The 23,712-nt window shown below is 62.5% G+C and carries 22 protein-coding genes and 1 pseudogene; 8 read left to right on the top strand and 15 right to left on the bottom strand.

The genetic code is table 11. The features are described from left to right. Positions 1-171 precede the first annotated feature (171 nt). A complete protein-coding gene (gene budC, locus AC0L3X_RS38030; RefSeq protein WP_354141827.1) occupies positions 172-942 on the bottom strand; it encodes a meso-2,3-butanediol dehydrogenase in 771 nt (256 codons plus the stop codon). A 138-nt stretch (positions 943-1,080) separates the two neighbouring features. Continuing rightward, positions 1,081-1,440, bottom strand: coding sequence for a hypothetical protein (locus AC0L3X_RS38025; RefSeq protein WP_071912117.1), 360 nt, complete (start codon positions 1,438-1,440; stop codon positions 1,081-1,083). Positions 1,441-1,591: 151 nt separating this feature from the next. Here AC0L3X_RS38025 and AC0L3X_RS38020 point away from each other — a divergent pair, with 151 nt between their 5' ends. Further along, entirely contained in the window at positions 1,592-1,900 is a 309-nt protein-coding gene (locus AC0L3X_RS38020) for a VOC family protein (RefSeq protein WP_354141826.1), read from the top strand. A 67-nt stretch (positions 1,901-1,967) separates the two neighbouring features. On the opposite strand, the pseudogene AC0L3X_RS38015 reads toward AC0L3X_RS38020, so the two are convergent. Further along, positions 1,968-2,099: pseudogene (locus AC0L3X_RS38015) on the bottom strand (RbsD/FucU domain-containing protein); the annotation flags it as partial. A 154-nt stretch (positions 2,100-2,253) separates the two neighbouring features. Here AC0L3X_RS38015 and AC0L3X_RS38010 point away from each other — a divergent pair. Beyond that, positions 2,254-4,062, top strand: coding sequence for a caspase family protein (locus tag AC0L3X_RS38010; protein WP_354141825.1), 1,809 nt, complete (start codon positions 2,254-2,256; stop codon positions 4,060-4,062). A gap of 73 nt (positions 4,063-4,135) precedes the next feature. On the opposite strand, the gene AC0L3X_RS38005 is transcribed toward AC0L3X_RS38010, so the two are convergent. The 4 genes from AC0L3X_RS38005 to thiD all read right to left on the bottom strand — a co-directional run bounded on the left by AC0L3X_RS38005 (position 4,136) and on the right by thiD (position 8,059). Beyond that, positions 4,136-5,119, bottom strand: coding sequence for a threonine/serine dehydratase (locus AC0L3X_RS38005; protein WP_028153337.1), 984 nt, complete (start codon positions 5,117-5,119; stop codon positions 4,136-4,138). Positions 5,120-5,183: 64 nt separating this feature from the next. Then, positions 5,184-6,227: a glycosyltransferase family 4 protein gene (locus AC0L3X_RS38000; RefSeq protein ID WP_354126247.1), complete on the bottom strand. Its 1,044-nt coding sequence runs from the start codon at positions 6,225-6,227 to the stop codon at positions 5,184-5,186. Next, entirely contained in the window at positions 6,227-7,039 is an 813-nt protein-coding gene (locus tag AC0L3X_RS37995) for a UDP-2,3-diacylglucosamine diphosphatase (protein ID WP_028153339.1), read from the bottom strand. Before AC0L3X_RS37995 ends, AC0L3X_RS38000 begins: the two co-directional genes overlap by 1 nt. Positions 7,040-7,258: 219 nt before the next feature. Next, entirely contained in the window at positions 7,259-8,059 is an 801-nt protein-coding gene (gene thiD / locus AC0L3X_RS37990) for a bifunctional hydroxymethylpyrimidine kinase/phosphomethylpyrimidine kinase (protein WP_354141824.1), read from the bottom strand. Positions 8,060-8,188: 129 nt separating this feature from the next. Here thiD and AC0L3X_RS37985 point away from each other — a divergent pair, with 129 nt between their 5' ends. The 3 genes from AC0L3X_RS37985 to AC0L3X_RS37975 all read left to right on the top strand — a co-directional run bounded on the left by AC0L3X_RS37985 (position 8,189) and on the right by AC0L3X_RS37975 (position 11,561). Continuing rightward, entirely contained in the window at positions 8,189-8,434 is a 246-nt protein-coding gene (locus AC0L3X_RS37985; RefSeq protein WP_014493934.1) for an Lrp/AsnC ligand binding domain-containing protein, read from the top strand. Positions 8,435-8,812: 378 nt separating this feature from the next. Beyond that, positions 8,813-9,847, top strand: coding sequence for a KPN_02809 family neutral zinc metallopeptidase (gene ypfJ, locus AC0L3X_RS37980; protein ID WP_354126245.1), 1,035 nt, complete (start codon positions 8,813-8,815; stop codon positions 9,845-9,847). A 148-nt stretch (positions 9,848-9,995) separates the two neighbouring features. Beyond that, a complete protein-coding gene (locus AC0L3X_RS37975) occupies positions 9,996-11,561 on the top strand; it encodes an alpha/beta hydrolase (protein WP_473317260.1) in 1,566 nt (521 codons plus the stop codon). A 1-nt stretch (position 11,562) separates the two neighbouring features. On the opposite strand, the gene AC0L3X_RS37970 is transcribed toward AC0L3X_RS37975, so the two are convergent. Further along, positions 11,563-12,492 (bottom strand): c-type cytochrome, encoded by a 930-nt coding sequence (locus AC0L3X_RS37970; protein WP_473317259.1) that lies wholly within the window; start codon positions 12,490-12,492, stop codon positions 11,563-11,565. Positions 12,493-12,645: 153 nt separating this feature from the next. Here AC0L3X_RS37970 and AC0L3X_RS37965 point away from each other — a divergent pair, with 153 nt between their 5' ends. Next, entirely contained in the window at positions 12,646-13,062 is a 417-nt protein-coding gene (locus AC0L3X_RS37965) for a CHRD domain-containing protein (protein WP_014493929.1), read from the top strand. 90 nt (positions 13,063-13,152) lie between these two features. Here AC0L3X_RS37965 and AC0L3X_RS37960 read toward each other — a convergent pair whose 3' ends face one another. Continuing rightward, positions 13,153-14,721 carry a winged helix-turn-helix domain-containing tetratricopeptide repeat protein gene (locus AC0L3X_RS37960; protein WP_473317258.1) on the bottom strand — a complete coding sequence of 523 codons (1,569 nt, stop codon included), beginning with the start codon at positions 14,719-14,721 and terminating at the stop codon, positions 13,153-13,155. 170 nt (positions 14,722-14,891) lie between these two features. Between AC0L3X_RS37960 and AC0L3X_RS37955 the strand changes: the two genes are divergently transcribed. After that, positions 14,892-15,149, top strand: a complete 258-nt coding sequence (locus AC0L3X_RS37955; RefSeq protein WP_473317257.1) for a DUF1127 domain-containing protein — start codon at positions 14,892-14,894, stop codon at positions 15,147-15,149. A 132-nt stretch (positions 15,150-15,281) separates the two neighbouring features. On the opposite strand, the gene AC0L3X_RS37950 is transcribed toward AC0L3X_RS37955, so the two are convergent. Next, positions 15,282-16,565 carry a cystathionine gamma-synthase family protein gene (locus tag AC0L3X_RS37950; protein WP_304490583.1) on the bottom strand — a complete coding sequence of 428 codons (1,284 nt, stop codon included), beginning with the start codon at positions 16,563-16,565 and terminating at the stop codon, positions 15,282-15,284. 364 nt (positions 16,566-16,929) lie between these two features. Between AC0L3X_RS37950 and AC0L3X_RS37945 the strand changes: the two genes are divergently transcribed. Continuing rightward, the gene (locus tag AC0L3X_RS37945; protein WP_157789076.1) at positions 16,930-17,208 is read left to right on the top strand and encodes a hypothetical protein; all 279 of its coding nucleotides are present in this window, start codon (positions 16,930-16,932) and stop codon (positions 17,206-17,208) included. 135 nt (positions 17,209-17,343) lie between these two features. Here AC0L3X_RS37945 and AC0L3X_RS37940 read toward each other — a convergent pair whose 3' ends face one another. The 5 genes from AC0L3X_RS37940 to AC0L3X_RS37920 all read right to left on the bottom strand — a co-directional run bounded on the left by AC0L3X_RS37940 (position 17,344) and on the right by AC0L3X_RS37920 (position 23,570). Next, positions 17,344-17,790 (bottom strand): c-type cytochrome, encoded by a 447-nt coding sequence (locus tag AC0L3X_RS37940; RefSeq protein WP_028153044.1) that lies wholly within the window; start codon positions 17,788-17,790, stop codon positions 17,344-17,346. Positions 17,791-17,921: 131 nt separating this feature from the next. After that, a complete protein-coding gene (locus tag AC0L3X_RS37935) occupies positions 17,922-20,231 on the bottom strand; it encodes a xanthine dehydrogenase family protein molybdopterin-binding subunit (protein WP_354141821.1) in 2,310 nt (769 codons plus the stop codon). 283 nt (positions 20,232-20,514) lie between these two features. Further along, a complete protein-coding gene (locus tag AC0L3X_RS37930) occupies positions 20,515-20,790 on the bottom strand; it encodes a DUF1127 domain-containing protein (protein WP_354141820.1) in 276 nt (91 codons plus the stop codon). A 429-nt stretch (positions 20,791-21,219) separates the two neighbouring features. Further along, positions 21,220-22,137, bottom strand: a complete 918-nt coding sequence (locus AC0L3X_RS37925) for an NADP-dependent oxidoreductase (RefSeq protein WP_354141819.1) — start codon at positions 22,135-22,137, stop codon at positions 21,220-21,222. A gap of 446 nt (positions 22,138-22,583) precedes the next feature. Beyond that, positions 22,584-23,570, bottom strand: coding sequence for an alpha/beta hydrolase (locus AC0L3X_RS37920; RefSeq protein WP_354141818.1), 987 nt, complete (start codon positions 23,568-23,570; stop codon positions 22,584-22,586). Positions 23,571-23,712: the final 142 nt, after the last annotated feature.

Here is a 23,712-nt window from a genome sequence, read left to right as displayed (position 1 = left end):
CAGAGTCGTTCCGCGGAGGGATTCTGGATTGCTTCGCTACGCTCGCAATGACGGAGCAAGGTGAATCACCGCGCCCTCTCTCGTGTCCCGGACAAGCTGCAACGCGTAGGCGTTGCGGCGCAGAGCCGGGACCCAGGCTGTTGCACGGATGTTCTCGCAAACCTAACCGCGCTACGCGAAGGGGGCCTGCCCGGTCGATGCGTCGACGCCGCCGTCGACTGGAAGGTTCACCCCATTCACGAAGCTGGCGTCGTCGCTTGCGAGAAATGCGATGACGCTCGCGACTTCCTCGGACCGGGCTCCGCGTCCCAGGGGGATACGTTCCACCAGCTTCACGAACAATTCCGGATATTGCTCCATGATCGGCCTCGTCAGGTCGGTGAGGGTCAATGATGGGCACACCGCATTGATGCGCACGCCTCTCGGGCCAAATTCGAGCGCCAGGCTGCGTGTCAGATTGCCGACGGCACCCTTCGTGGCGTTGTAGAAGCTCACGCCCCGGTCACCGCCAAGCCCGCTGAGAGACGACACGTTGACGATCGAGCCGCCGCTTTCGATCAGGTGCGGAAGCGCGGCGCGCGTCATGTAGAGGACACCGTCGACATTGACCGCGAAGAGATCTCGCCACAGCTGAACCGGCGAGCCCAGGAAATCGATCAGTGCGCCCGTCCCGGCATTGTTGACGAGAATGTCGATCCTGCCGAATTGCCGGACCACGTCTGCGACCAGGCGCTCGACGTCTGCGGCGATCGAGACGTCGCCAGGCCAGATCATGCAGCGATCGGTGCCGAGTTCGGCAGCGACTTCAGCCAGCTTGACCTCCCGGCGCCCGTTCAGCACGACAATGGCGCCTTCGCCGTGAAAGCGCCTTGCGGCTGCGGCGCCGATGCCGCTGCCGGCGCCGGTAACGATGACGACTTTATCCCTGAACCGATCATTCATGCCAATAACTCCATCCGAAACCGCGAGGTCCGGACAAGAGCTAGGACACCGGAAAGACAGCCCGGTTTCAGCCGAACCGGATTCGGTTACGATTGAAATCTGTCGCGCGAAGCGTTCCGCGAATCGATGCGAGGCCGATCAGCCGCAGTTCCAGACCGCGCCGATCGGGGTCCGCGTCCAGCACGGTCCGAAGCTGCCGCCATTGTAGCGGCCGCCGCCGAAGCCGGGCCGGCCGAAATAGCGCCACTCGCCATCCCAGCCGTAATACTGGGGCACCGGGTCGATGTACCAGTGCCGGCGGTCGCTGCGCGACATGCGCCGCATCGCCTCCTTCTGCTTGTAGAGCGGAATGCTGTTGCTCAGCGGCTGGCGATAGCCCGGCAGGAAGCCGTAACCATGCCAAGCCTGCTTGGGGCGTTTTTGAGATGACGCAGCAGACGCGATGGCGGGCAGCAGCGACAGGACGACAGCAATGGATAGACACATAAGGCGCGACATGGATCGACCATAGACAGTCGCTTGCCCGAAGGCCATTCAAATTCGGGTGCGAGACTTTTCGCCGCTTCGATTCACTGGCTTCTCCCGATAAGCTCGCGAAAGCGCAGCATGAGAGCTGCGCGGGAAATTTGCATACTCCGGACTTAGGAAAATGTCTGAAACCCCGCGCGTCGGCGCTTTCGCCATCGTTCCCAGCAACTACCTTGCCGCAGCGATTCCGTTCTGGGAGCGCCTCGGCTTTGCGCGCGCGGGCGGTGACGCCGGCTACGTGATCATGACCGGTTGGGGCTGCGAGGTGCATCTCACGCAAGCCGGCGATGGCCCGTGGCGCGTGCCCGAGCACAATCCCTTCGGCGTCTTCATTCGCACGCCCGACGTCGAGGCCATCGCCGCGCGCGTGGACGATCTGATCATTCGCCCCGGTGGCGTGCTGCGTCACCGCGAATGGGGGATGTATTAGGTGGGCATCAACGGACCTGACGGTCTTCTCGTCAGGATCGGCTGGCCGTCAGGGCTGATGCATCGCCCTAGCTGATCACGCCCTTCCGGATCAGGAAGCATCCATAACCCCTGCTGTCGCCGACCTGCACGACGCCAAAGCTCGCCGCCGCCGCGCGATAGAATTCCGGGCGCGAGAGCTTGCCGGGAGCAACGGCGCGGCCGGTCATGGGCCGTTCACCATAGCAGGTTCCAAAGCGTGATTCAGATCACGCAGCTTACCATGGTGATTGCGATCACGGACCACGGGCTCGAACGCGACCAGGCTTCCTCGCAACCAATCTCGCATCGAGATGAGTGCCAGAGGAGCACGCCATGTTCCGCCTAAAGCCTTTCCTGATGACGGCTAGCCTCGTGGGAAGCCTGTTCGCCTTCGCCTGCGGCCCTGCTTCCGCGCAGGTCGCCCCGGTCCAGCCTGCCCCGACCGCGCTGCAAGGCCCGGAGCAGCGGCTCGCGCTGGTGATCGGCAATTCCAACTACAAGAACGCGCCGCAGCTCCAAAACCCCGACAATGACGCGGAGTCGATGGCGCAGTTCCTGAACTCCGCCGGCTTCGAGGTGGTCGCCGCGACCGACCTGACCCAGAACGACATGCTCCGCGTCGTCCAGGACTTTTCCGCCAAGGTGTCCGCGCGGGGTCCGAACACTGTCGCCATGGTCTACTACGCCGGTCACGGCGTGCAGCTCGCCGGCGAGAACTATCTCGTTCCTGTCGATGCCAAGGTTTCGAACCCCACCGAGCTCGTGAGCAACTCGGTGCGCCTGGTCGACGTGATGTCGACGCTGGAGACGATCCCGAGCCGCATGCGCATCGTCATCCTCGATGCCTGCCGCAACAATCCGTTCCCTGATGTCAACGACGCCGGCCGCGGCTTGGCCATCGTCGATGCGCCGAACGGCTCGATCGTCGGCTACTCGACCGCGCCGGGTGCGGAAGCACAGGACGGCACCAACGGCCACAGCCCCTACACCCAGGCCTTCCTCAACGTCGCGCGCGAACCCAACGTGCCGATCGAGCAGCTGTTCAAGCGCGTGCGCCTCGAAGTGAACCAGACCACCAGCGGCGCGCAGATCCCGTGGGAAAGCTCGTCGCTGACGTCCGACTTCACCTTCTTCGGCGACACCGCTGTCGCCGCCACCCGCGCGCCGGTGAATGCGCCTGTCGTGCAGATGGCCTCCAACCTGCCGAGCCGCTCGACGCGCCAGGCCTATGACTACGTCGTGTCCGAGGGACGTCCGGAGTACTATCAGGAGTTCATCCAGATGTACCCGCACGACCCGATGTGCGACCACATCCGCTGGCTGCTCAACAACCTGCTGATCACGCAGGCCTGGCACAAGGCGGTGCTCGCGAACTCCCCGCTCGGCTACAAGAGCTTCTATGACAGCTACGGCAACAGCCCCTATGCGCAAGTCGCGCTGAAGCTCCAGGTGCAGCCAAAGCTGATCCCCCTGATGCAGGCGACCAAGTTCCTCGCGCCGCAAAACATTGCCCCGACGTTCAAGATCGGCAATCTCGGCCAGCCCAAATACATGCCGCTGATGCAGCAGGGTAATGGTGGTGGCCAAATGAACGGCAATCTGCCGGTCGTGCAGAAGCCGGTGGACAGCAACGTCATCGGCAAGCTCGGCAATGGCGGTCAGGTCGTCAACCTGCCGGCGGGCAACAACCAGCCGAACGGCACGCCGTCGCAGACCCCGGGCAAGATCGTCACCCTGCCTGCGCCGACCAACACGACCAACACCAATGGCGGCACCGGCAAGATCGTGACGCTGCCCGCGACCAACAATACGCAGAACGGCGGCAGCAATAATAACGGTACGACCAAAGGCACGCCTGGCAAGATCGTCAGCATGCCGGTGAATGTCGGCAAGGGTGGCACGACTGTCGATACGAAGCCGGTCGTTCAGACGCAGAACAACCCGATCCGCGTCAACAACGGCGTGAAGCTCAACAACAACCCGGTGAACAAGGTGCAGGTCCAGAACAACCAGCAGAACAACCGCCCGCAGTTCAATGCGACCAACCGTGTGGTCAACAACGGCGGCAACAACTTCCGGCAGTCGATGAACCAGGCGCCCTCCATGGGCGGCGGCAACAATCACCGCGGCTTCATCCGCTGATCGCCACAAGCGAAACGACAAAGGGGCAGAGCGGCGACGCTCTGCCCCTTCCTCGTGTTAGAAGGTCCGAAACCTAAGCAACCAGCTCGGCAAACAGATCCGCATCCACATTGCCGCCGGAGAGCACGATGACGACGTTCTTGCCGGCGACGTCGAGGCGGCCGGCAAGCAGCGCGGCAAGACCGACGGCACCGCCCGGCTCGACCACCAGCTTCAGCTCGCGATAGGCAAAGGCCACGGCCGCGCCGACTTCCTTGTCAGATGCCGTCACGCCGCGCGCCAAGAGCTTGCTGTTGATCGCAAAGGTCATCTCGCCGGGGATCAGGGCCATCAGCGCATCGCAGATGGTGCGGCCCGCAGGCCCATGCGGCTCGCGGTGGCCGGCGGTCAGCGAAATGCCGTGATCGTCGAACGCCTCGGGCTCGGCCACCACGATCTCGGCGAGCGGATAGCGCGCCTTCACTGCAGTGGCGACACCCGCGATCAGGCCGCCGCCGGAGGCCGGCGCCACCACGATGTCGGGGCTGAGGCCGAGCGCAGCCATGTCCTCCGCGATCTCACGACCTGCGGTGCCCTGCCCCGCGATCACGAACGGATCGTCATAGGGCCTGACCAGCGTCGCGCCGCGCTTCTCGGCGATACCGCGCGAGATCGCCTCGCGGTCGTCGCGGTCGCGATCGTACAGCACGACCTCGGCGCCGTAGGATTTGGTGCGCTCGCGCTTCGACAGCGGCGCATCCGCGGGCATCACGATGGTCGCGTGCATGTCGAGGATCTTCGCAGCCGCCGCCACGCCCTGGGCGTGGTTGCCGGACGAGAACGCGACGACGCCGCCGGCGCGCTTGTCCTGCGGGATCGAGGCGACCTTGTTGAAGGCACCGCGGAACTTGAAGGAGCCGGTGCGCTGGAGCATCTCCGGCTTCAGGAAGACCTTTGCGCCGACGCGCTCGTTGAGCACGGGAAAGGACAACAGCGGGGTGCGGATGGCGAAGGGCGCGATCACGCGTGCTGCTGCATCGATATCGGCAGGGCCGATCGGGAGGAGCTGTTCGGTCATGCCTAATGTTATCGCGCCGGACGAGGCGCGGGGCAAGACACCTGCGCGCGATGAACCTTGGTTTTCAGGCTACGAAACTAACCGGCTCCGCCCCATTCCTGCCTGGAAGCACCGCTCCGACCGCCCTGATGCTATCGACGAAAGCCCTCGCCGAGGCCTCCCAGGTGTAATTGGCGGCGAATTCGACGCAGTCCTGCCGGGACACGTCGAGCGCGGCGAAGCAGGCGTTGCGCAGATCGTGATCGAGGGCGCCGACCGGTGCACCGCCGATCACGTCGCGGGGGCCCTTCACCGGGAACGCCGCAACCGGCAGGCCGCTGGCGAGTGCTTCCAGCAGGACCAGGCCGAACGTGTCGGTCTTGCTGGGGAACACGAACACGTCGGCCGCAGCATAGATTGCCGCCAGCGCCTCGCCGTGCTTCTCGCCCAGGAAGATCGCATCCGGATAAGCTTCTTCCAGCGCGACCCGCGCCGGGCCGTCGCCGACAATCACCTTGGTGCCGGGCAGATCGAGATCGAGAAACGCCTCGAGGTTCTTCTCCACCGCGATCCGGCCGACCGAGAGAAATACCGGCGCCGGCAGGCAGAGGTCGATCCCACGGGGGTGGAACAGGCTGGTGTCGACGCCGCGCGGCCACAGCACGACGTTGTCGAAGCCCCGTTCGCCAAGCTCGCGGGCGAGCGCCGGCGTTGCCGCCATCACGGCGCGGCTGGGCGCGTGAAATCGGCGCAGCGCCCGCCAGATCAGGGATTCCGGAACCGGCACGCGGGCGCGGACATATTCGGGAAAGCGGGTGTGGAAGCTGGACGTGAACGGCAGCTTGCGCTGGCGGCAATAGCGGCGGACCATCAGGCCGATCGGCCCCTCCGTCGCGATGTGGATGCTGTCGGGGCGCGCCTCCTCGATCAGCTTCGCGATTCGCGCCGGGCGCGGCATGGCGAGCCGCACGTCGCGATAGCTCGGCATCGCGAAGGTGCGGAACGATTGCGGCGTCAGGAACGTGAACTCGACGCCGAGCCCCTTGGCGGCGTCTGCGAGCTTGGTCAGCGTCCGAACCACACCGTTGACTTGCGGGTGCCAGGCGTCGGTCGCGACCAGGATGCGCATCAAGCGGCCCTTGCTGCGACCTGCGGGACTTGTGCCGGCTTCCGCGCCTGATCCGCCCAGGTGATGATCTCGAAATGACCGTCGTCATGCTCGACCAGCGCCGTGCAGCTCTCGACCCAGTCGCCGCAATTCATGTAGCGGATGCCGCCCTCGTCGCGGATCACGGCATAGTGGATGTGGCCGCAGATCACGCCGTCGGCGTCGTGACGCCGCGCCTCGGCGGCGAGCGCCTGCTCGAACGCGCCGATATAGTTGACGGCGTTCTTGACCTTCTGCTTGGCCCATTGCGACAGTGACCAATAGGGCACTTTGAACATGCGCCGGAAGAAGTTGACGAAGCGATTCATTTGGATCGCGAAGTCATAGGCCTTGTCGCCGAGATGGGCGAGCCAGCGCGCGTTCTGCACCACGAGGTCGAAGATGTCGCCGTGGATGACGAGATAGCGCTTGCCGTCCACGCCGGTGTGGACGGTGTTCTCGACCACGTCGATGCCGCCGAAATGTGTGCCGTAATAGTTGCGCAGGAACTCGTCGTGATTGCCGGGAATGTAGATGACCTTGGCGCCCTTGCGCGCCTTGCGCAGCAGCTTCTGGACCAGGTCGTTATGCGATTGCGGCCAGTGCCAGCTCGATTTCAGCGCCCAGCCGTCGACGATGTCTCCGACGAGATAGATCGTGTCGGCATCGTGGTATCGCAGGAAGTCGAGCAGCAGGTCGGCTTGAGAACCGCGGGCTCCGAGATGAACGTCGGAGATGAACAACGTGCGAAAGCGCCTTTCAGGGCTCTCGTCACTCACATCGTAACTTCCCATGCGACAGCCTGTAACAATATCCCGTGACAGGGGGATGACCAATGAACCTTTGAGGCACCCTCGGATACGAATCAAACCTCGCCTCGCCCGTCCCGCGAATATCAGTCGCATGCGACAATCAGGCGACATGACGCCGCAACGGCCTCCGCAAGACCTACCCCGGAACCGATGGCTGATCAGGTTAACGGCAGCGGTCCCGCGCGCCGCTGGCGGCCCGGATCAGTAAAATTTGTGGAAATGATGGATCGGCCCGTGGCCGTGGCCGACGCTGAAGCGGTCGGCGGCCGCGATCGCTGCGCTGATCCAGGCCTTGGCGCTCCGCACGGCCCGCTCGAGATCCTCGCCCCTGGCAAGCCCCGCCGCGACGGCCGAGGACAGTGAGCACCCCGTGCCGTGGGTGTTGCGGGTGGCGACGCGCGGCGCCGCAAGCGCGATCGTGTTGTCGGCATCGACGAGATAGTCGATGCTTTCGGCGCCCTCGCCGTGCCCGCCCTTGATCAGGACCGCACGGCAGCCCAGCGCCAGCAGCCGGCGCCCCTGGCTCTCGATCTCGGCCTCGCGCGTGGCGACGGGCTCGTCGAGCAGAGCCGCGGCCTCCGGCAGGTTAGGCGTGATCACCGACGCCAGCGGCATCAGTTTCTTGCGCAGGGCTTCCACCGCCTCCGCGGCGAGCAGGCGATCGCCCGAGGTTGCGACCATCACGGGATCGAGCACGATATGCTGAGGCTTCCAGCGCGTCAGCGCCGCCGCGATCGCATCAATGCTGGCGGCCTGCGCCACCATGCCGATCTTCACCGCGCCGACCTCGAGATCGGAAAACACGGCATCGATCTGCGCGGTGACGAAGTCGGCGGGCACCGCGTGGATGCCGGTGACGCCTTTTGTGTTCTGCGCCGTCAGGGCCGTGATCGCGGAGGCGCCATAGACGCCGAGCGCGGCAAAGGTCTTCAGGTCGGCCTGGATGCCGGCGCCGCCGCTCGAATCGGAGCCGGCGATGGTGAGCGCCACGGGCGTCGTCATGGGGCGATTTTCCGCGTTTTTGAGGCCATCGCCCCGTCCTAGCGCGCACCCCGGTCGCCCGCAAGTTCGCTTGCTAAATCCGGCCGGTTTTGGCCTATTAGCCGCCAGATATGCTTCGGAGTGACTGCAATGGTTCCTTTTTTCGTCCAGATCAAATGCAAGCTCGGCCAGTCCTACACGGTCGCCAACGCGCTTGCCGAAGCCGAGATCGCCTCCGAGATCTACTCCACGGCCGGCCATTACGATTTGCTGGTGAAGTTCTACGTCGACAAGGACACCGACATCGGCCACTTCATCAACGAGAAGGTGCAGGTGCTGCCGGGCATCCAGGACACCCTCACCATCATCACCTTCAAGGCGTTTGGCGCGAGCTAGGGTGTGCACTCACAGAGGGCCGGGTGGGAAGTCCGCTTCCGAGACAGCGCAGCGGACCAATTGTGCTCAAAGTGAGTTCTTCGGATTTTGACCATCGCATGCATCATCCAGCGCTCGCCCCCCTCTCGCGCTGGCAAGGCCCAACTCGCTTCATCGACGACGGCCGCGTCGACATCGCGCCAATGTCCGGTCAAAAAACGGATAGTCTCCAAGCGGTTGGGGCCTTTGCATCGTAGCCCACGCGCTTAGGTCCGCGGAGGAACAATTCGGCGGCCCGACCGCGTGCACTTATGCCGCGCGCAAAGTGTGAAACATTTCATTGAACATACAACCCTGGAATGCTCTTTTCGCACGGATCGTGAGCGCCAGGGGCCGGCAATGCCCAAAGGACCGCTTGTTTCGATAGCAGTTGCTGTCTGGGTGCTTTGCACAGGCGGCTTAGCCTGGGCGGTTCGCCCAGCCGCGATAGACCCCGCTGCCATCCTCCGTAACCAAGTCGACAAGATTGGTCCGGGTTCAGTTGTCTTTGATCCTCCGACGGAAATGACGGTCGGCTATCACGAGCCAACAACCGTCCAGCCGCTCCAACGTCATGGCGTGGCTCAAACTGAACAGATCGAGGTTGGCAGCTTCATGCGGGCTCGCCTATTCGGCGAAGGATTCACGGCAACAACGAGTAGCGATGACGCGCAAGCCGAGCGGCTTTATGCTGAGCTTCCAGCGAAGTCGGGCGACCAGACCGGTGCGCCGCGCGACAAAATGTATCTCTTCGTTTCGCGAGTTCTGGGCAGCACGGAGGAGGTCTGGCAGGCAATCTTCGCATCCGATCGCCTAACTTATCGGCCACCCCGTCTCGTCCTGTACACAAGCGCCACCTACGCAGCCTGCGGATTAGCCGAGAAAATCATGGGACCATTTTATTGTCCTGATGATCAGAAAGTCTACCTCGACCTTTCGTTCTTCCAAGAGATGCAGACTGAACTTCACGCCTGCGATTCGAGCGGCGCCGACTGTCAACTTCCTCAGGCCTATGTGATAGCCCACGAAATCGGACACCACGTTCAGAACTTGCTGGGAATTATGCCAAAAGTGCGCGAGCTTCAGGAGAGCATGGAAACGGAGGCGGAGAGAAACCGGTTACAAGTTCTTCTCGAGTTGCAGGCCGATTGTCTCGCCGGCATTTGGGCGCGTAAAATTAAAGAGAAAGCGAAGATCAACGCGAGCGACATAGCAGCGGCAATTCGAACGACAGAAGCACTAGGCAATGACACCCTGCAGAAAAGTGCCGTGGGGTACGTAGTGCCTGACTCGTTCACTCATGGCAGCGCTGCGCAGCGCCATCATTGGTTCGATGTCGGTTACGCAACTGGATTGGTGAAGAGCTGCAACACCTTTGCTGGAGCGCGGCAATGAGGCCCGACCTTCCCAACTCTCAACAGCCGATGTCCGACGACGACTGCATACTACCGAGCGGGGCCGCGGGGAGCCCCCACTGGACGAAGAGAAACACCGCGACGAACGCCTGCCCGGTCTCTTGCATTTTCATTTTGAGGGGAGTGCCGTGCCCCAGCATTGGTTGAAATACCTAGCTGTTTGGTCAATTGCTTTCGCAACGGGCTTCGGGAGCAGCTACGCGAAACCGATCGTCGCCGAGCGAGACGTCCTTCAAATTTGCGAAGCGTTTTCGCGGAAGGCCCCAGAGCGAATGCCGGCAATTGTTCAGCCGGAAGCTGCCAAAAATTTCGTTGGGAGATACGCTCGCTTTTCGGACCGGCTACGAGGCTGCCTATCGGCAGCGGAGCGCGAGCGCGAGCCAAATAGCGTGACTTTTTTGATTCAGAACACACAGTACGAGAGTTACTGGAAGTTCCTCACTGATTCCAACTCAGTTCAATGGATTTCTATCGAGAGGTTTAGGCCCGTCACGCTGGCAGATGATGAGCCATGGCGCGCGCCTTTTGATGTGACAGCAGCCCCGATCAGGCCAACGATTAAACCCGGCGGCGCCAAAATAGACCCGAATATCCAAGGCGGCGCGATTCAAGACTCCAGCGTCGATACACGTATCGTTGAGTTTTTCTATGCAACGAACCGCAAACAGTCGGACACTCCCCCCGATGTCGAAGGCCATCCCCAGCCCGCATTCACAAGCGATGGACCTCCCGTCTACAGCTTAAACGGCTGGACTGCTGTCAGCGGCTACACAGGCGAGCGCAACCCTGATCTGAGTGTCGGGATCGTTCGCGTCCGGGTGCCTGAAGGACACCACATCGGAAACATAGAATTGCCCCCGAGCCTTAAGCTCTTCGGATTTGAGTTGAGACGAGACACACTTGACCCAACGAAGCATTTTACTATTCGCAGCATCGAGAAAACAGACGAAGCGAAATGGATAAAAACGCTAGCGTCAACAAAGAAGAAAAAGGCTCTCGTGTTTGTCCATGGCTTCAATACCAAATTCCGCGACGCCGTCTTCCGGGCAGCGCAGATAACTTGGGATATTCAGTTCAGAGGCACCACAATCTTATTCTCATGGCCGTCTCGCGGGGATATCGCGGACTATCTCTATGACAAAGAAAGCGCGTTGGGTTCGCGCACGGCCTTTCTTCGCGTGATCGACGATCTTTACAAAGCCGGATATGACAACATCGATGTGATAGCTCACAGTATGGGGAACTTGATCGCAGTTGAGGCCCTATCAAATAGCGCGGCGACACGATCACCCACGGCTATCGCGCAGTTGATTATGGTCGCCCCCGATGTGGACCGAGACATGTTTGTTCAAGACATTTCCGGCGTTGCAAAGGTCACTAAGGGGCTTACACTTTACGCATCCAAGAACGACAAGGCCTTGCAGCTATCGAAGCGTATTGCCGGAGGTATCCCGCGCGCAGGAGATGTACCTGATGCCGGGCCAGTTGTTTTGCCTGGACTTTGGACGATTGATGTCAGTCTAATTGGAGATGAACTGTTCGGACTAAATCATAACACGTTCGCCACAACACGAAATGTGCTTAACGATCTTGCGATACTACTTATGGAAGGCAAGCCTCCACCACGGCTGATTGAAATCCGGGGCTTCCCTGAGCCTCCCCAAAAGGCCGCGTACTTCCGCTACATACCCTAGACTAGCTGGCTTCCTTGCGTTTCGGCCGCGGCGGTCCGTCCACCGGCGGCAGTGATTTGATGTAATCCGCGATCGCCGCGAGATCCTCGTCGGATAATTGCGAGGTGTTCTTGATCACGCGCGTCATCGCGCCGCCGACGCTGTCGCCGTCGGGCAATTCGCCGGTCTTGAGGAAATAGGCAATATCCTTTGCGCTCCACTCGCCGAGACGCTTCTGTGTGATGTTGGGCACCCAGCCCTCGCCTTCCGGATTGGGTCCGCCGGCAAAGCGTTCTCCGGAGATGATGCCGCCGAGCGCATTGCGCGGGCTGTGGCATTCGGCGCAATGGCCGAAGCTGTTGACGAGATAGGCGCCGCGATTCCATTGCGGCGACTTCGTGCCGTCGGCGACGAAGGGCTTTCCGTCCATAAACAGGAATTTCCAGATGCCGATGTTGCGCCGGATGTCGAACGGAAAGCGCACGTCGTGGTCACGCACCTTGCCTGCAACGGGCGGCAGCGTTTTCAGATAGGCGAAGAGGTCGAGCACATCCTCGCGCCTGGCGTGCTGATAGGACGTGTAGGGAAACGCCGGAAAATAATGCTGTCCGTCCGGCGAGACCCCGTGCATGACCGCGTTGACGAAATCGGCGTCGGTCCATTTGCCGATGCCGTAGGTCGGATCGGAGGAGATGTTCGGCGCGTAGAACGTTCCGAACGGCGACTTGATCGCGACGCCGCCGCCGAGCCTGGTGCGATCGGGCTGGTCGGGGACAGCATGGCAGGACGCGCATCCGCCGGCGTTGAACATCACCTCGCCATTGGCGAGATTGGGGACATGGGCAGGCGCGGCGGCGGCACCGGCCGCCACCACCGGCGCGCTGAGCCACCAATAGACGCCCGCAGCGGTGACCGCGGCAAGCAGCGCCACGACAATTGTTCGTTGCAACATGCAGATCCATTCATTGCTTGCCGCGAACTTATGACCGATGTCCAAGCGGCTCCAGCCACGAAGAATTTAGCCCGCCCCGGCCGGAAACGGGAATAAACTGAAACGGCCAATGTTGGAAGGTTGGCAGGCCAACGAGGTCTCAGGGAGAATGTCATGAACAAGACCGTCATCGCCATGGTCGCGCTGGGCGCCGCAGCTTTTGCAGCCCCCGCCGGCGCCGAAAAGCTGAAAGCAACGCTCGACGGCAAGTCCGAGGTGCCCGCGACCACCACCAGCGGCACCGGAACCGCCGATCTGGACTATGATGCCGCCAGCAAGAAGCTGTCCTGGAAGGTCACCTATTCCGGTCTGTCCGGCCCGGCAACGGCCGCCCACTTCCACGGGCCGGCCGAGGCCGGCAAGAACGCCGGCGTCGCGGTCGCGATCCCGAACGCGACCTCCAGCCCGGTCGAGGGCTCGGCGACGCTGACCGATGCGCAGGCCGCCGATCTGCTCGCCGGCAAGCTCTACGTCAACATCCACACCGCGGCCAATCCGGGCGGCGAGATCCGCGGCCAGGTGACGAAGTAGGCCTCAAGGCTGCTTCGTACGCGAAGGCCGGGCGCTGGAGGGAGCGTCCGGCCTTTTCGATTCCGCGCGCCGCGAGGTGGCTGAACACGCTCATTCCGGCATGCCGGCAACCCGGAGCGCTTGCGTCAGCTTTTCGGCATCTTGCGGTCGACGCATTCGCGATGTGTAGCTGGCGATGCGCTTGTTGGGAGATAGCTTGATCGCGTCGGCGCAAATCCGCCGCGCCTCCTCGACGTGGCCTAGTGCAGCGTGACATGCTGCCAGAATGAACAGTGCAGGCGGAAAGATTGGGATCAGACTGACTGCTGACGCAGCACAGGACAGGGCGTCCTCATTGCGACCGGCCAGGAAATAAGCGTAAGCCAGACCCGTCTGGGCGTTGCAGCTCCCATGCGGATGGAGCGGGTTCAGACGCAATGCAATACTGAACTGCTCGACTGCGGCGTCACCGCGGCCAAGCCAGAGCTGGCCCCATCCGCTCCAATGCCGTGCGATGACGAGGTTTGGGTCCAGCTTTATCGCTCGCGTCAGGTGAGATTCGCCCTCCTCGACCTCACCGAGGACCTGGGCGAGAGCATGTCCGGCCATGGCAAGTACCGATGGATCATTCCTGTCAAGTTCAACCGCTCGTCTCGCCAGCCGCGCGGCTTCACTGCGTTCATGGGCTTCATCAGTCATCCAGTCGAAAACATTCCTCAGGACATAGCAGCGGGCGCCGAGCGCGTATGCACGCGCGAATTCGGGATCGATCTCGCGGGCAGTTTTTGCGAGCTCGATAGCCTCGATGCTTGCTTCCTCGGTGAATTTGAAGAAGGAGGCAAATGCCCGAAGATAATAGTCGTAGGCCTGAAGGTTGTCGGTCGGCTGGCGTCGGGCGCGCTCGATTTCGGCGCGCTCCAGCTGCGGGGAGATTGCGCCGATGACGCTGCCCGTCAGCCGATCCTGCAAGTCGAAAATATCTTCGATCTCACTGTCAAACCGGTCCGTCCAGAGATGCAGGCCGCTCGACGCGTCGATCAACTGGCCCGCAATTCGGACTCGGTTGCCGGCCTTGCGCACACTGCCTTCGAGCACGTAGCGAACGCCCAGTTCCTGACCGATCTGTTTGACGTCGATCGCCCTGCCTTTGTAGGCCAGAGTCGAATGTCGCGCGATGACGAAAAGAGACTTCGAACGCGACAGTCCCGAAATGATGTCCTCGACCATACCGTCGGCAAAATAGTCCTGCTCCGGATCCGGGCACAGGTTGGCGAATGGAAGGACCGCGATCGAGGGTTTGTCGGGAAGCGAGAGCGCAGGTTTCGGCGTCTCGGCCGCGCCGTCGGCGGCCGCTGCGCCCTCGGCGGCAAGCGTTTCCCGGACCTGACCCACGAAGCGGAAACCTCTGCGTGGCAGTGTTCTTATCAGCCGCTGCTCTTCGCCAGAATCCCCGATCGCGCATCGCGCACTGTTGAGGCGGGTCGTCAGCGCAGCATCGGACACGCAGCGCCCCTGCCAAATGGCATCGATGAGTTCATCCTTGCCTACGACGCGCTCCCGGTTGCGGATCAGGTAATCGAGGAGATCGAACACCAGTGGCGTAACTGAGATCCGATCCGCTCCGCGATGCAGCTCTCGCCGACCGGCGTCGAATGCATACTCCTCAAAGAGATAGCGCACGGCGCGAATCCCTTGGGTGAGCCCTCCGGGGCGACCGGGGTGGGCTTTTTGGCCCGCTGGACGTCGCAAGAATAAGCTGCCGGTAGGAAAAATGTAAGCTGTCGGTCAAGCACGCGCGTCGGTCTTCGGGCACCTTCTAGGGGTGAAAAACACCCCCCGAAGGCACTGCAATGACCCTGATCCAAGGTACAATATGGCCGGAACGGGCGTCCATATCGTCATCGTCCCGGCATGTCCACAGCCTGATCCGGAAGTACTGGGATGTCTTTCAGGCACGTCGCGATCGCCAGAGATTGCGCGGCACGTTGTCCGGCTTGAGTGACCGGGAGTTGATGGACATCGGCACGACGCGCGGCGAGATCGACTACGTTGCCTCCAGCCACGATATCGACCCGCGAGACATCGTGAGCCGCTCGCGCGGAGCGTAAGTCCGGAGCCATTCGACCTGCCAGGAGACACCAGCCTGACCAACGGCTTGGCACCTTGGCTCGCGCGGGCGGCGGCATGGCCGACCGCATTGCATTGCCTGGGGGCGCTTCCGCAATGTCGGGGCTACGCCTTCAGGCCGCGTTCAGCGCCTGTGCGAGGTCGGCGATCAGGTCCGTCGGGTTTTCGATGCCGATCGACAGCCGGATCGTGGAATCGAGGACGCCGATTTTGCGGCGGATGTCGGCGGGAACGCCGGAATGGGTCATGGTTGCAGGCAGGCTCGCAAGCGACTCCGTTCCGCCAAGACTCACCGCCAGCTTGAGGATTTGCAGCGCGTTGAGGAATTTCACCGCCGCGTCCTTGCCGCCGACGATGTCGAACGAGAAGGTGGAGCCCGCCCCCAGGCATTGCCGCGCGAACACCATTCCGGCCGGCGAAGCCTCCTCGAGATGGCCGAGATAGTGAACCTTGGCCACCTTGGGGTGATCGCGCAAATAGTCCGCCACGAGGCGCGCGTTGCTGTCGGCCTTCTCCATGCGCAGGCTCAGCGTCTCGAGCGAGCGGTTGATCATCCAGCAGGAATGCGGATCGAGCTGGGTGCCGATGGCACCCCGGAGCGCTTTGATGCCCTTCACGATCGCCTTCGCGCCGAGCGCGGCCCCCGCGATCAGGTCCGAATGACCACCGACATATTTCGTGAGCGAGTACAGGGAAATGTCCGCACCATGCTCGATCGGCCGCTGAAACACCGGACCGAGCAGCGTATTGTCGCAGGCGATGATTGGAATGTGCCCCTGGGTCTTTCCGATGGCTTCGGCGACACGGCGCATCATCGCGACGTCGACCAGCCCGTTGGTCGGGTTGGCCGGAGTCTCGATCAGAATCATCGAGACCCGGCCCTTGCGCATGGCCTCCTCCGAGGCCTGGCTGACCGCCGCTTCATCAACGCCATCAGCGAAGCCGACGGCGCCAATCGACAGGCGCGCAAGCGTGTTCGTCAGCAGGGTTTCCGTCCCGCCATAGAGCGGCTGGGAGTGCAGGATGACATCGCCGGGGCGGACGAACGCCAGGATCGTGGTTGCAATCGCCGCCATGCCGGATGAGAACAGCGCGCAGCTCTCGGTGCGCTCGTAGATCGCGAGCCTGTCCTCGACGATTTCGCTGTTGGGGTGATTGAAGCGCGAATAGACCAGCCCCGCGCCCATCCCTTCCGGCGGCTCGCGCCGGCCGGCGACGAAATCGAAGAAGTCCTGCCCGTCGTCGGCCGTCTTGAACACGAAGGTGGAGGTCAGGAACACCGGCGGCTTGATGGCGCCTTCCGACAATTGCGGATCGTAGCCATAGGTCAGCATCAGCGTTTCAGGATGCAGCATATGGTTGCCGATGTGCGTCTTCGACGGGAACGGTTTGACCATGGCCTGCCTCGCTGTTTTGATTCAGATTCTCGCCGCGTATTGGAACTCTTCGATCGAAGCACAGGACTCGGATACGCCTGCATCCGACTCGTCAACGTCGCAGCGGCTGCGGTTGAAGATAAGCTCATACGTGGCGCCCCGACAGCGATCAGCCAGGCCTCGCAAACAAATTTTGCCTTTGATGTGGTTCGACGAATCGATGCCTCGGTAACCGAGGCACCTCAACGCAATGGTCCGAGCCTCCCCGCCGCCGCCCTACCTTTGACGGGCCGCCCGCAAACATCCCCGATTCCGTCCATCCATTTTCGTGCTGCCGCCACAAACAGCACTCACGAAGGCGTGACCCGCGTATGGGGAGAAAAAGATGCGCGCAAGAAGACCATGGAAAGTCGTGGGGGCCAAACATCACCACTCCAATGTCGAGCAACTTCAGCTCGATCTGGCGGCGATCAACCGGTGCATACACGTGCTGGAAAAGGCGGACGTCGATCCTCAGGACATTGAGGTACTGACCGTTCATGCGCTGACGCTCGCCGAACAGATCGATGAGGTGCGCTGGTTGAACCCAGCGAAGGCTTTGGGGTGGTTACTCGAAAAAGAGACTCGCAAGCCTGCCGCTCGAAAAGCTTCGGGAGCCGGCTGAGCAATTGCGCTCGCCTTCGATCCGCCCAGATGCGCGTCCGACCGAAAACGCGTACGAGTCAACCGAGGCGCCCGCGCACAACGCAAAAAGGGCGGATGCCGTGCGCATCCGCCCTCACTTTTTGCCGGCTCCGCGTCAGCTGTTCTTCACACGAAAGGTCTCGTGGCAGCCGCCGCATTCCTTGCCGACAGCGGGAAAAGTCGCCTTGAGCGAATCGAGGTCCTTGATCTTGCCCTTGGCCTCGCCGACGACCTTGGCGAAACTTGCGATCTTGGCGTCGAAGCCGGCCTTGTCCTCCCAGATCTTCGGCGAGGCGCTGTAGTCGCCCTCGGGCTTCTGGCCCTTTGCGCTCGCCGGGAACAGGTTCGGCAGCTTCTTGGCAGTATCCGCGAACTGCGCCAGCGCGCTATCCACCGTGGCCTGGTCGTAAGGCTTCTCGCCCTTGACGATCGCCGCAACCGCGCCGGCGTTCTTGCCGTTGCCCTTCATGAGGGTCTGGACCTCCTTGACGGAGTCCTGCTGCGCCCAAACCGCGCCCATGCCGAGCAGCAGCGCGCCCCCAACAACCAACACTCGCTTCATTCGCAAAATCCCTTTCCCTGAGACAGGATCGTGCTGACCCCACATTGGGCCAACACCGATTGGCGGAGTTCATTCCATCCAAAGCGCGGCGATAGATCGTCGCACTATGGATTATTTGGTCGAGCTCGAGATTAAAGGCTGTGACGGCGGTGGTGCTCGTTGACGGCGATCCACACCCGCTCCGGGGTGGCCGGCATGTCGATGTGGTCGATCTTGTATTCGCGCCAGAGCCCGTCGACGATGGCGTTGACGACGGCCGGACAGGAGCCGATCGCGCCGGCCTCGCCCGCCCCCTTCACGCCAAGCGGATTGGTCGTGCAGGGAACGTTGCTGGTCTCGAATACGAAGTCCGGACCATCAGCCGCGCGCGGCAGCGCGTAGTCCATGAAGGTCGCAGTGATCAGTTGCCCGTCAGTGGCGCCGTAGACCACCTGCTCCATCAGCGCCTGGCCGATGCCCTGCATGGCGCCGCCATGCACCTGGCCCGCCAAAAGCAGCGGATTGAGCGTCTTGCCGAAATCGTCGACGATCACGTAGTTGACGATCTTGATGATGCCGGTCGCCGGATCGATCTCGACTTCGGCCAGATGCGTGCCGTTCGGATAGGTGCCGTCGGCGCTGGCAAAGGTCGCGCTGCCGTTAAGCTTCGATGGATCGGCGCTCCCGCGCTTGGCGAGATCGGCGAACGACATCGAACGGTCGGTGCCGGCGATCCGCACGATGCCTTCGGAGAGCTCGAGGTCGCCGGCACTGGCTTCCATCGCCTGCGCCGCGATCTCCTTCAGCTTTTGCCCGAGCTCACGCGTGGCGCGCTCGACGCTGACGCCGCCTGACGGGATCGAGGCCGAGCCGCCGGTGCCGAGCCCCGTGGCGATCTCGTCGGTGTCGCCCTGGCGCACGTGCACGCGCTCCGGGGGCAGGCCGAACTGCTCGGCGACGATCTGCGCATAAGCCGTCTGGTGGCCCTGCCCGCTCGACTGTGTGCCGATCAGAACGGTGACGTCGCCGTTGGGATCGAGCCGCACATTGGCGGTCTCCTCGCCCATCACGCCGCAGATCTCGACATAGCTCGCAAGGCCAATGCCGCGGATCAGGCCATTCTTCTTGGCCGCCTTGGCGCGCTTCGGAAATTCCTTCCACTCGCCGATCTCCATCGCGCGCTTGAGATGCGCGGCGAAATCGCCGGAATCATAGACCTTGCCCGTTGCGGTCTTGTAGGGCAGCGCCTTCGGCGGAATGAAATTCTTGCGGCGGATGGCGTCCGGCGTCATGTCGAGTTTTCGCGCGCACGCGTCCACCAGACGCTCAATCACATAGGCCGCCTCGGGCCGCCCCGCGCCGCGATAGGCATCGACCGGCACGCTGTTGGTGAAGATGGTGCGCACCCGGCAGTGGAAGGCCTGGATGTCGTAGAGGCCCGGCAGCATGCCGGCGCCGCCATGGGGAATGTAGGGGCCGAAGGTCGACAGATACGCGCCCATGTCGCCCATCAGGTCGCAATCCATCGCGAGGAATTTGCCGTCCTCGGCCAGCGCCATCTTGGCGGTGGTGACGTTGTCGCGGCCCTGCGCATCGCCCATGAAATGCTCGGTGCGGTCGGCCGCCCATTTCACGGCTTTCTTGAGCTGCCGCGCGGCGACCGCCATCAAGGCGTATTCGCGGTACGGAAACAGCTTCGTGCCGAACCCACCGCCGACGTCGGGGCAGATCACCCGCATCTTCTCGGTCGGGATATTGAGCACGTTCTGGCAGAGGATGTCGCGCAGGCGATGGCTGCCCTGGCTGCCGACGGTCAGCGTCAGGTGGTCGCGCTTGGCGTCGTATTCGCAAACCGCCGCACGCGCCTCCATGAAGCTCGCGACCACGCGCGGATTGACGATGGAGATCTCGGCCACCGCATGCGCTTTGGCAAAGGCAGCCTCGGTCGCGGCCTTGTCGCCGATCGAGACGTCGAACAGCACGTTGCCGGCCTTGTCCGGCCAGACCTGCGGCGCGCCCTTCTTGACGGCGTTGACGACGCCGGTCACGGCCGGCAGTGGGCTCCATTTGACCTCGATCGCCTCGATCGCGTCGCGGGCCTGGTCGATGGTCTCGGCGACCACGAAGGCGATGGAATCGCCGACATGGCGCACCTCGTCCTTGGCGAGGATCGGGTAAGGCGGGCCGGTGAAGGGATCGGTCTCGAGATTGAACAGGCAGGGCAGATTGCCGAGGTCCTTGACGTCATCGGCGGTCAGGATCAGCGCAACGCCCGGCAGCGTGCGAGCCCGGCTCGCATCGATGGTGTATTTGGCATGCGCGTGCGGCGAGCGCAGCATCAGGCAGCGAAGCGCGGCCTGCGGCGCATAATCATCGGTATATCGGCCCTTGCCGCGGATGAGCGCGTCATCCTCCTTGCGCAGCACGCTTTGGCCAACGCCGAACTTGATGGGAGCCGCCATTTTCTTTTCCCGTCCTCATGGTTGTTTTGCGGGCATATTGCCGTGGAAAAAGTGGCAAGGCAAACGGCTTTAGGCGTGCACAGGCCGCGAAGACTCTCCCGGTGCCTCGCCAGTCAGAGCGGGATGCGACGAAAACGCCGCAGCCCGGTCATTTCCCTGTGAGGAACGGTCCGGTTGATGGCACGATAGTTGCCGAACTCGTCCCGCGGTGCACTCCTAAGAAGTAGCCGTGCTGACTGCCGCTTGTTCGCAAAGCGTATCTCCGCTTCTGACGGTTGATCACCTATATCACGCCCCGCCTCCAAAGATCCGTGGCGCGATCTCTCAGCGTATCGATAGCACGTTCAGGCGTGATGTAGTCGATCTCGCTACGCGTCAAGCCGATATCCATCAGCTCCCTGTCACTCAGGTCCTGCAATGCGACCTGCGGGCGCTGGCGCCGCTCCTGAAACGCACGCCAGTATCGCTTGATCAGTCTCAAGACGATGGAGAGGTCGAGCCGAAGCCTCGCGGCATCGCACTCAATCTCGGATGAGATGTCCGTCTGTTGGGGTGGCATCGGATGCTCCTGCTGTTGTGCCGGCAGGGAGCGTGGCCAAACAAAAGGCCCCGTCCGATGCCGGCGGGGCCTGGTGGAAAAGATGTCGTCGTCGAATTCCTAGCGCGCGACTCCTTCCACGGCCCAGCCGAAGCGGGTCATGTGGTTGCGGTTGAAATGGCGCGACGATTTGATCATGCGGCGCCAATACCACGGCAATCGTGCAAAATCAAGGGATGTGCGGAGGTCGGTTGCACCTTGGAGGCGAGTCCCTCGCTCCGACGAATTCGCTCATTCGACGCGACGGTTCATGCCCCCTACGCGAGGGGCATTCCAAAGCGGACGTTTACGACCGCTCTGAGAGGGCGGCCATTGCCCCCTGGGACATTCTCAACAGCCGGCCGACTTGGACGAGCCGACCGGCTGCGCGCATCAACGGACGTGCGTCGCTCAGGGACGAACGCGGATAATCGTATTTCCCTTACGTCGCTCGGTCGAATTTAAGGCGGCGACGGCATCGTCGAGGGTCGAGACGTTGCCGATGTTGGTCCGCAGTCGTCCGTCCCGCACCCGCTGGACGATCTCACTCAGTTGGGCACGATCAGCCTCGACGACGAAGTCGATCGCCAGCCCGTTGGAAGGCTGCGCCTCCGCCGGCCCGACGATGGACACCAGTGTTCCCCCGGCTCGAATGAGTGCTGTGGACCGCTTCTGGATGTCACCACCGATGACATCGAACACCAGATCGACTTCGCCGATGTCCTCCAGTGCGTCGTTGTCGAGGTCGACGAACTCCTTCGCGCCGAGGTCGAGCACTGTCTGACGATCGGCGGCACGTCCGGAGCCGATGACGTAAGCTCCGGCCGCTCGTGCGAGTTGCGTCACCATAGACCCGACTGCGCCTGCAGCCCCGTGTGCCAGCACGCTCTGCCCCGCCTGTAGGCGACCGTGCTGGAACAGCCCTTGCCACGCGGTGAGGCCCGAGATCGGCAGGCTCGCGCCCACGGTAAAGTCGACGTCGCCCGGCAACGGCGCAAGGTTGCGCGCCTCGATTGCCACGTACTCGGCCAGCGTGCCGTCACGATACCAGTCCGCGAGGCCGAACACCCGTTGTCCCACCGACAGCCCCGTCGTTCCATATCCAAGGGCAGAGACCACTCCGGCCAGCTCGTGCCCAGGGATCGACGGCGTTCGGTCGCGATCAAGGCGATCGGCCCAGCTCGAGGGCCACGCAAGCTCAGTCGGGATAAATCTCGACGCATGAACCTGGACGACGACATCGTTTATCGCCGCCTGTGGCTCGGGCCGGTGCACCAGCTTCATGCCGGCCGTTCCCGCGGCTTGCTCCGTTGCAACGATAGCCTTCATGAGATTTTCTCCTTGGTCATTTGTCTCTTCGGTGGAAATGCGAGGGAGCGCGCACGCGCCGGCTTTCCACAAAATGCTAGGCAGTGTGGAACTCCTGTCTCCGTGTCGGCGATTGAGTTGTCTGCACTGATCGGAACTCCCGCTAAGCCCGATGGATCGGGCTCGCTCCGATCTATGGTCGTAGCGAGTAGATGCGTTGCGCCTGGCTATAAAAAAGTACCAAGATTGACGATTCTGGCTGTACCAACCGATGCCGTGATGTCGGCCTTGAGACTGTGAGCCGACGAGAATCGCAAAACTGGGCTTGGCAAGTTGCTGCAGACACCAACCGACTGGACTTATTCAGTCAGCGGGGCGTTGCGCGAGAACGTCGCAATCATAAGTTCGGGATCAATCAATACGTAGCAAGCGGCGACAATGTCGCCGCCTGCTCTTCCAAGGCTGGATCAAGGCGCGAGATGTGCCTTGATCTCCGCCGACATCTGCCGAATCGCGGCCTGGGGCTCGGGGTCGCTCTGGATGCCGTTCAGCAGGACGAAGTCGTGGATCATCCCGTTGTAGCGGGTCGCGATCACGGACACTCCGGCCTCCTTGAGCTTGCGCGCGTAAGCCTCGCCTTCGTCGCGCAGCGGATCGTTCTCTGCGGTGACGACCAGAGCCGAGGGAAGCCCCTTCAATTGCTGCAGGCTGGCGCGCAGCGGCGAGACATAGGGGTTGTTGCGCGTCGCTGCATCCGGCGCGTACAGATCCCAGCCGTACTTCATGAAGGCACGGGCCAGAAATCGTCCCGCGCCGTATTCATGATAGGACGCGGTGTCCACGCTGGCGTCGGTCGCCGGGATCATCATGACCTGATAGCTGATCTTGGGGCCGCCGCGGTCTTTGGCCATCAGCGACAATGCCGCGGTCATGTTGCCACCAACCGAATTGCCGGCCACCGCGATCCGGCCACCGTCCGCGCCGAACTCTTCGGCGTGGCTCGCCACCCATTTCAGCACCGCATAGGACTGGTCGAGCTGCGTGGGGAAGCGCGCCTTCGGCAGGGACGTGTACTCAACGAAAACACCGATCTGGCCGGAGCCGACCACCAGGTCGCGCAACAGACGCTGATGGTTCTGGAAATTGCCGACGATCCAGACACCGCCGTGAATGAACAGCAGTACGCCGGGCTTTCCGGTCACGTGCTCGGGCTTCATGATGTAGATTTTCACGGACTGACCATCCTGGGTGATGGTCTGCTCGGTCGTGTTCACCCCCGACATGTCGACTGGCGTCTTCTTCTGAAGCTCCGTCAGGATGTCCTGCGGCTTGGGCTGGGGCAGCTCCCAGAACGGGCTCGGATCCTTGTTGATCTCGCGCAGGAAGGCGCGAACCTGGGGATCGATCCGGGGGTCGGTCCCGGCGTCTGGGGCCGCATCGGCGGCTTGGGTCATGAGGATTGCTCCGAGGCTGAGGATTGCGAGTGAAGAGAACAGTTTCATGGTCAACTTTTGCTTGAGGGTAGACGCACTCGCACAGCTAGCCCGCGCGGAGGGGCTGCCGCTTCTGTCAAATGACCAGTCCGATGACGGGACG

Source organism: Bradyrhizobium sp. MI1.7, assembly GCF_055811795.1.
The sequence above is the reverse complement of the archived record's forward strand: the minus strand, read 5'-3'. Positions and strand labels throughout refer to the sequence as shown.

Excerpts from the sequence above, each read along its gene's own strand:
- budC (WP_354141827.1), bottom strand. The coding sequence starts at position 942 with ATGAATGATCGGTTCAGGGATAAAGTCGTCATCGTTACCGGCGCCGGC.
- AC0L3X_RS38025 (WP_071912117.1), bottom strand. The coding sequence starts at position 1,440 with ATGTCGCGCCTTATGTGTCTATCCATTGCTGTCGTCCTGTCGCTGCTG.
- AC0L3X_RS38020 (WP_354141826.1), top strand. The coding sequence starts at position 1,592 with ATGTCTGAAACCCCGCGCGTCGGCGCTTTCGCCATCGTTCCCAGCAAC.
- AC0L3X_RS38010 (WP_354141825.1), top strand. The coding sequence starts at position 2,254 with ATGTTCCGCCTAAAGCCTTTCCTGATGACGGCTAGCCTCGTGGGAAGC.
- AC0L3X_RS38005 (WP_028153337.1), bottom strand. The coding sequence starts at position 5,119 with ATGACCGAACAGCTCCTCCCGATCGGCCCTGCCGATATCGATGCAGCA.
- AC0L3X_RS38000 (WP_354126247.1), bottom strand. The coding sequence starts at position 6,227 with ATGCGCATCCTGGTCGCGACCGACGCCTGGCACCCGCAAGTCAACGGT.
- AC0L3X_RS37995 (WP_028153339.1), bottom strand. The coding sequence starts at position 7,039 with ATGGGAAGTTACGATGTGAGTGACGAGAGCCCTGAAAGGCGCTTTCGC.
- thiD (WP_354141824.1), bottom strand. The coding sequence starts at position 8,059 with ATGACGACGCCCGTGGCGCTCACCATCGCCGGCTCCGATTCGAGCGGC.
- AC0L3X_RS37985 (WP_014493934.1), top strand. The coding sequence starts at position 8,189 with ATGGTTCCTTTTTTCGTCCAGATCAAATGCAAGCTCGGCCAGTCCTAC.
- ypfJ (WP_354126245.1), top strand. The coding sequence starts at position 8,813 with ATGCCCAAAGGACCGCTTGTTTCGATAGCAGTTGCTGTCTGGGTGCTT.
- AC0L3X_RS37970 (WP_473317259.1), bottom strand. The coding sequence starts at position 12,492 with ATGTTGCAACGAACAATTGTCGTGGCGCTGCTTGCCGCGGTCACCGCT.
- AC0L3X_RS37965 (WP_014493929.1), top strand. The coding sequence starts at position 12,646 with ATGAACAAGACCGTCATCGCCATGGTCGCGCTGGGCGCCGCAGCTTTT.
- AC0L3X_RS37955 (WP_473317257.1), top strand. The coding sequence starts at position 14,892 with ATGACCCTGATCCAAGGTACAATATGGCCGGAACGGGCGTCCATATCG.
- AC0L3X_RS37950 (WP_304490583.1), bottom strand. The coding sequence starts at position 16,565 with ATGGTCAAACCGTTCCCGTCGAAGACGCACATCGGCAACCATATGCTG.
- AC0L3X_RS37945 (WP_157789076.1), top strand. The coding sequence starts at position 16,930 with ATGCGCGCAAGAAGACCATGGAAAGTCGTGGGGGCCAAACATCACCAC.
- AC0L3X_RS37940 (WP_028153044.1), bottom strand. The coding sequence starts at position 17,790 with ATGAAGCGAGTGTTGGTTGTTGGGGGCGCGCTGCTGCTCGGCATGGGC.
- AC0L3X_RS37935 (WP_354141821.1), bottom strand. The coding sequence starts at position 20,231 with ATGGCGGCTCCCATCAAGTTCGGCGTTGGCCAAAGCGTGCTGCGCAAG.
- AC0L3X_RS37930 (WP_354141820.1), bottom strand. The coding sequence starts at position 20,790 with ATGCCACCCCAACAGACGGACATCTCATCCGAGATTGAGTGCGATGCC.
- AC0L3X_RS37925 (WP_354141819.1), bottom strand. The coding sequence starts at position 22,137 with ATGAAGGCTATCGTTGCAACGGAGCAAGCCGCGGGAACGGCCGGCATG.
- AC0L3X_RS37920 (WP_354141818.1), bottom strand. The coding sequence starts at position 23,570 with ATGACCCAAGCCGCCGATGCGGCCCCAGACGCCGGGACCGACCCCCGG.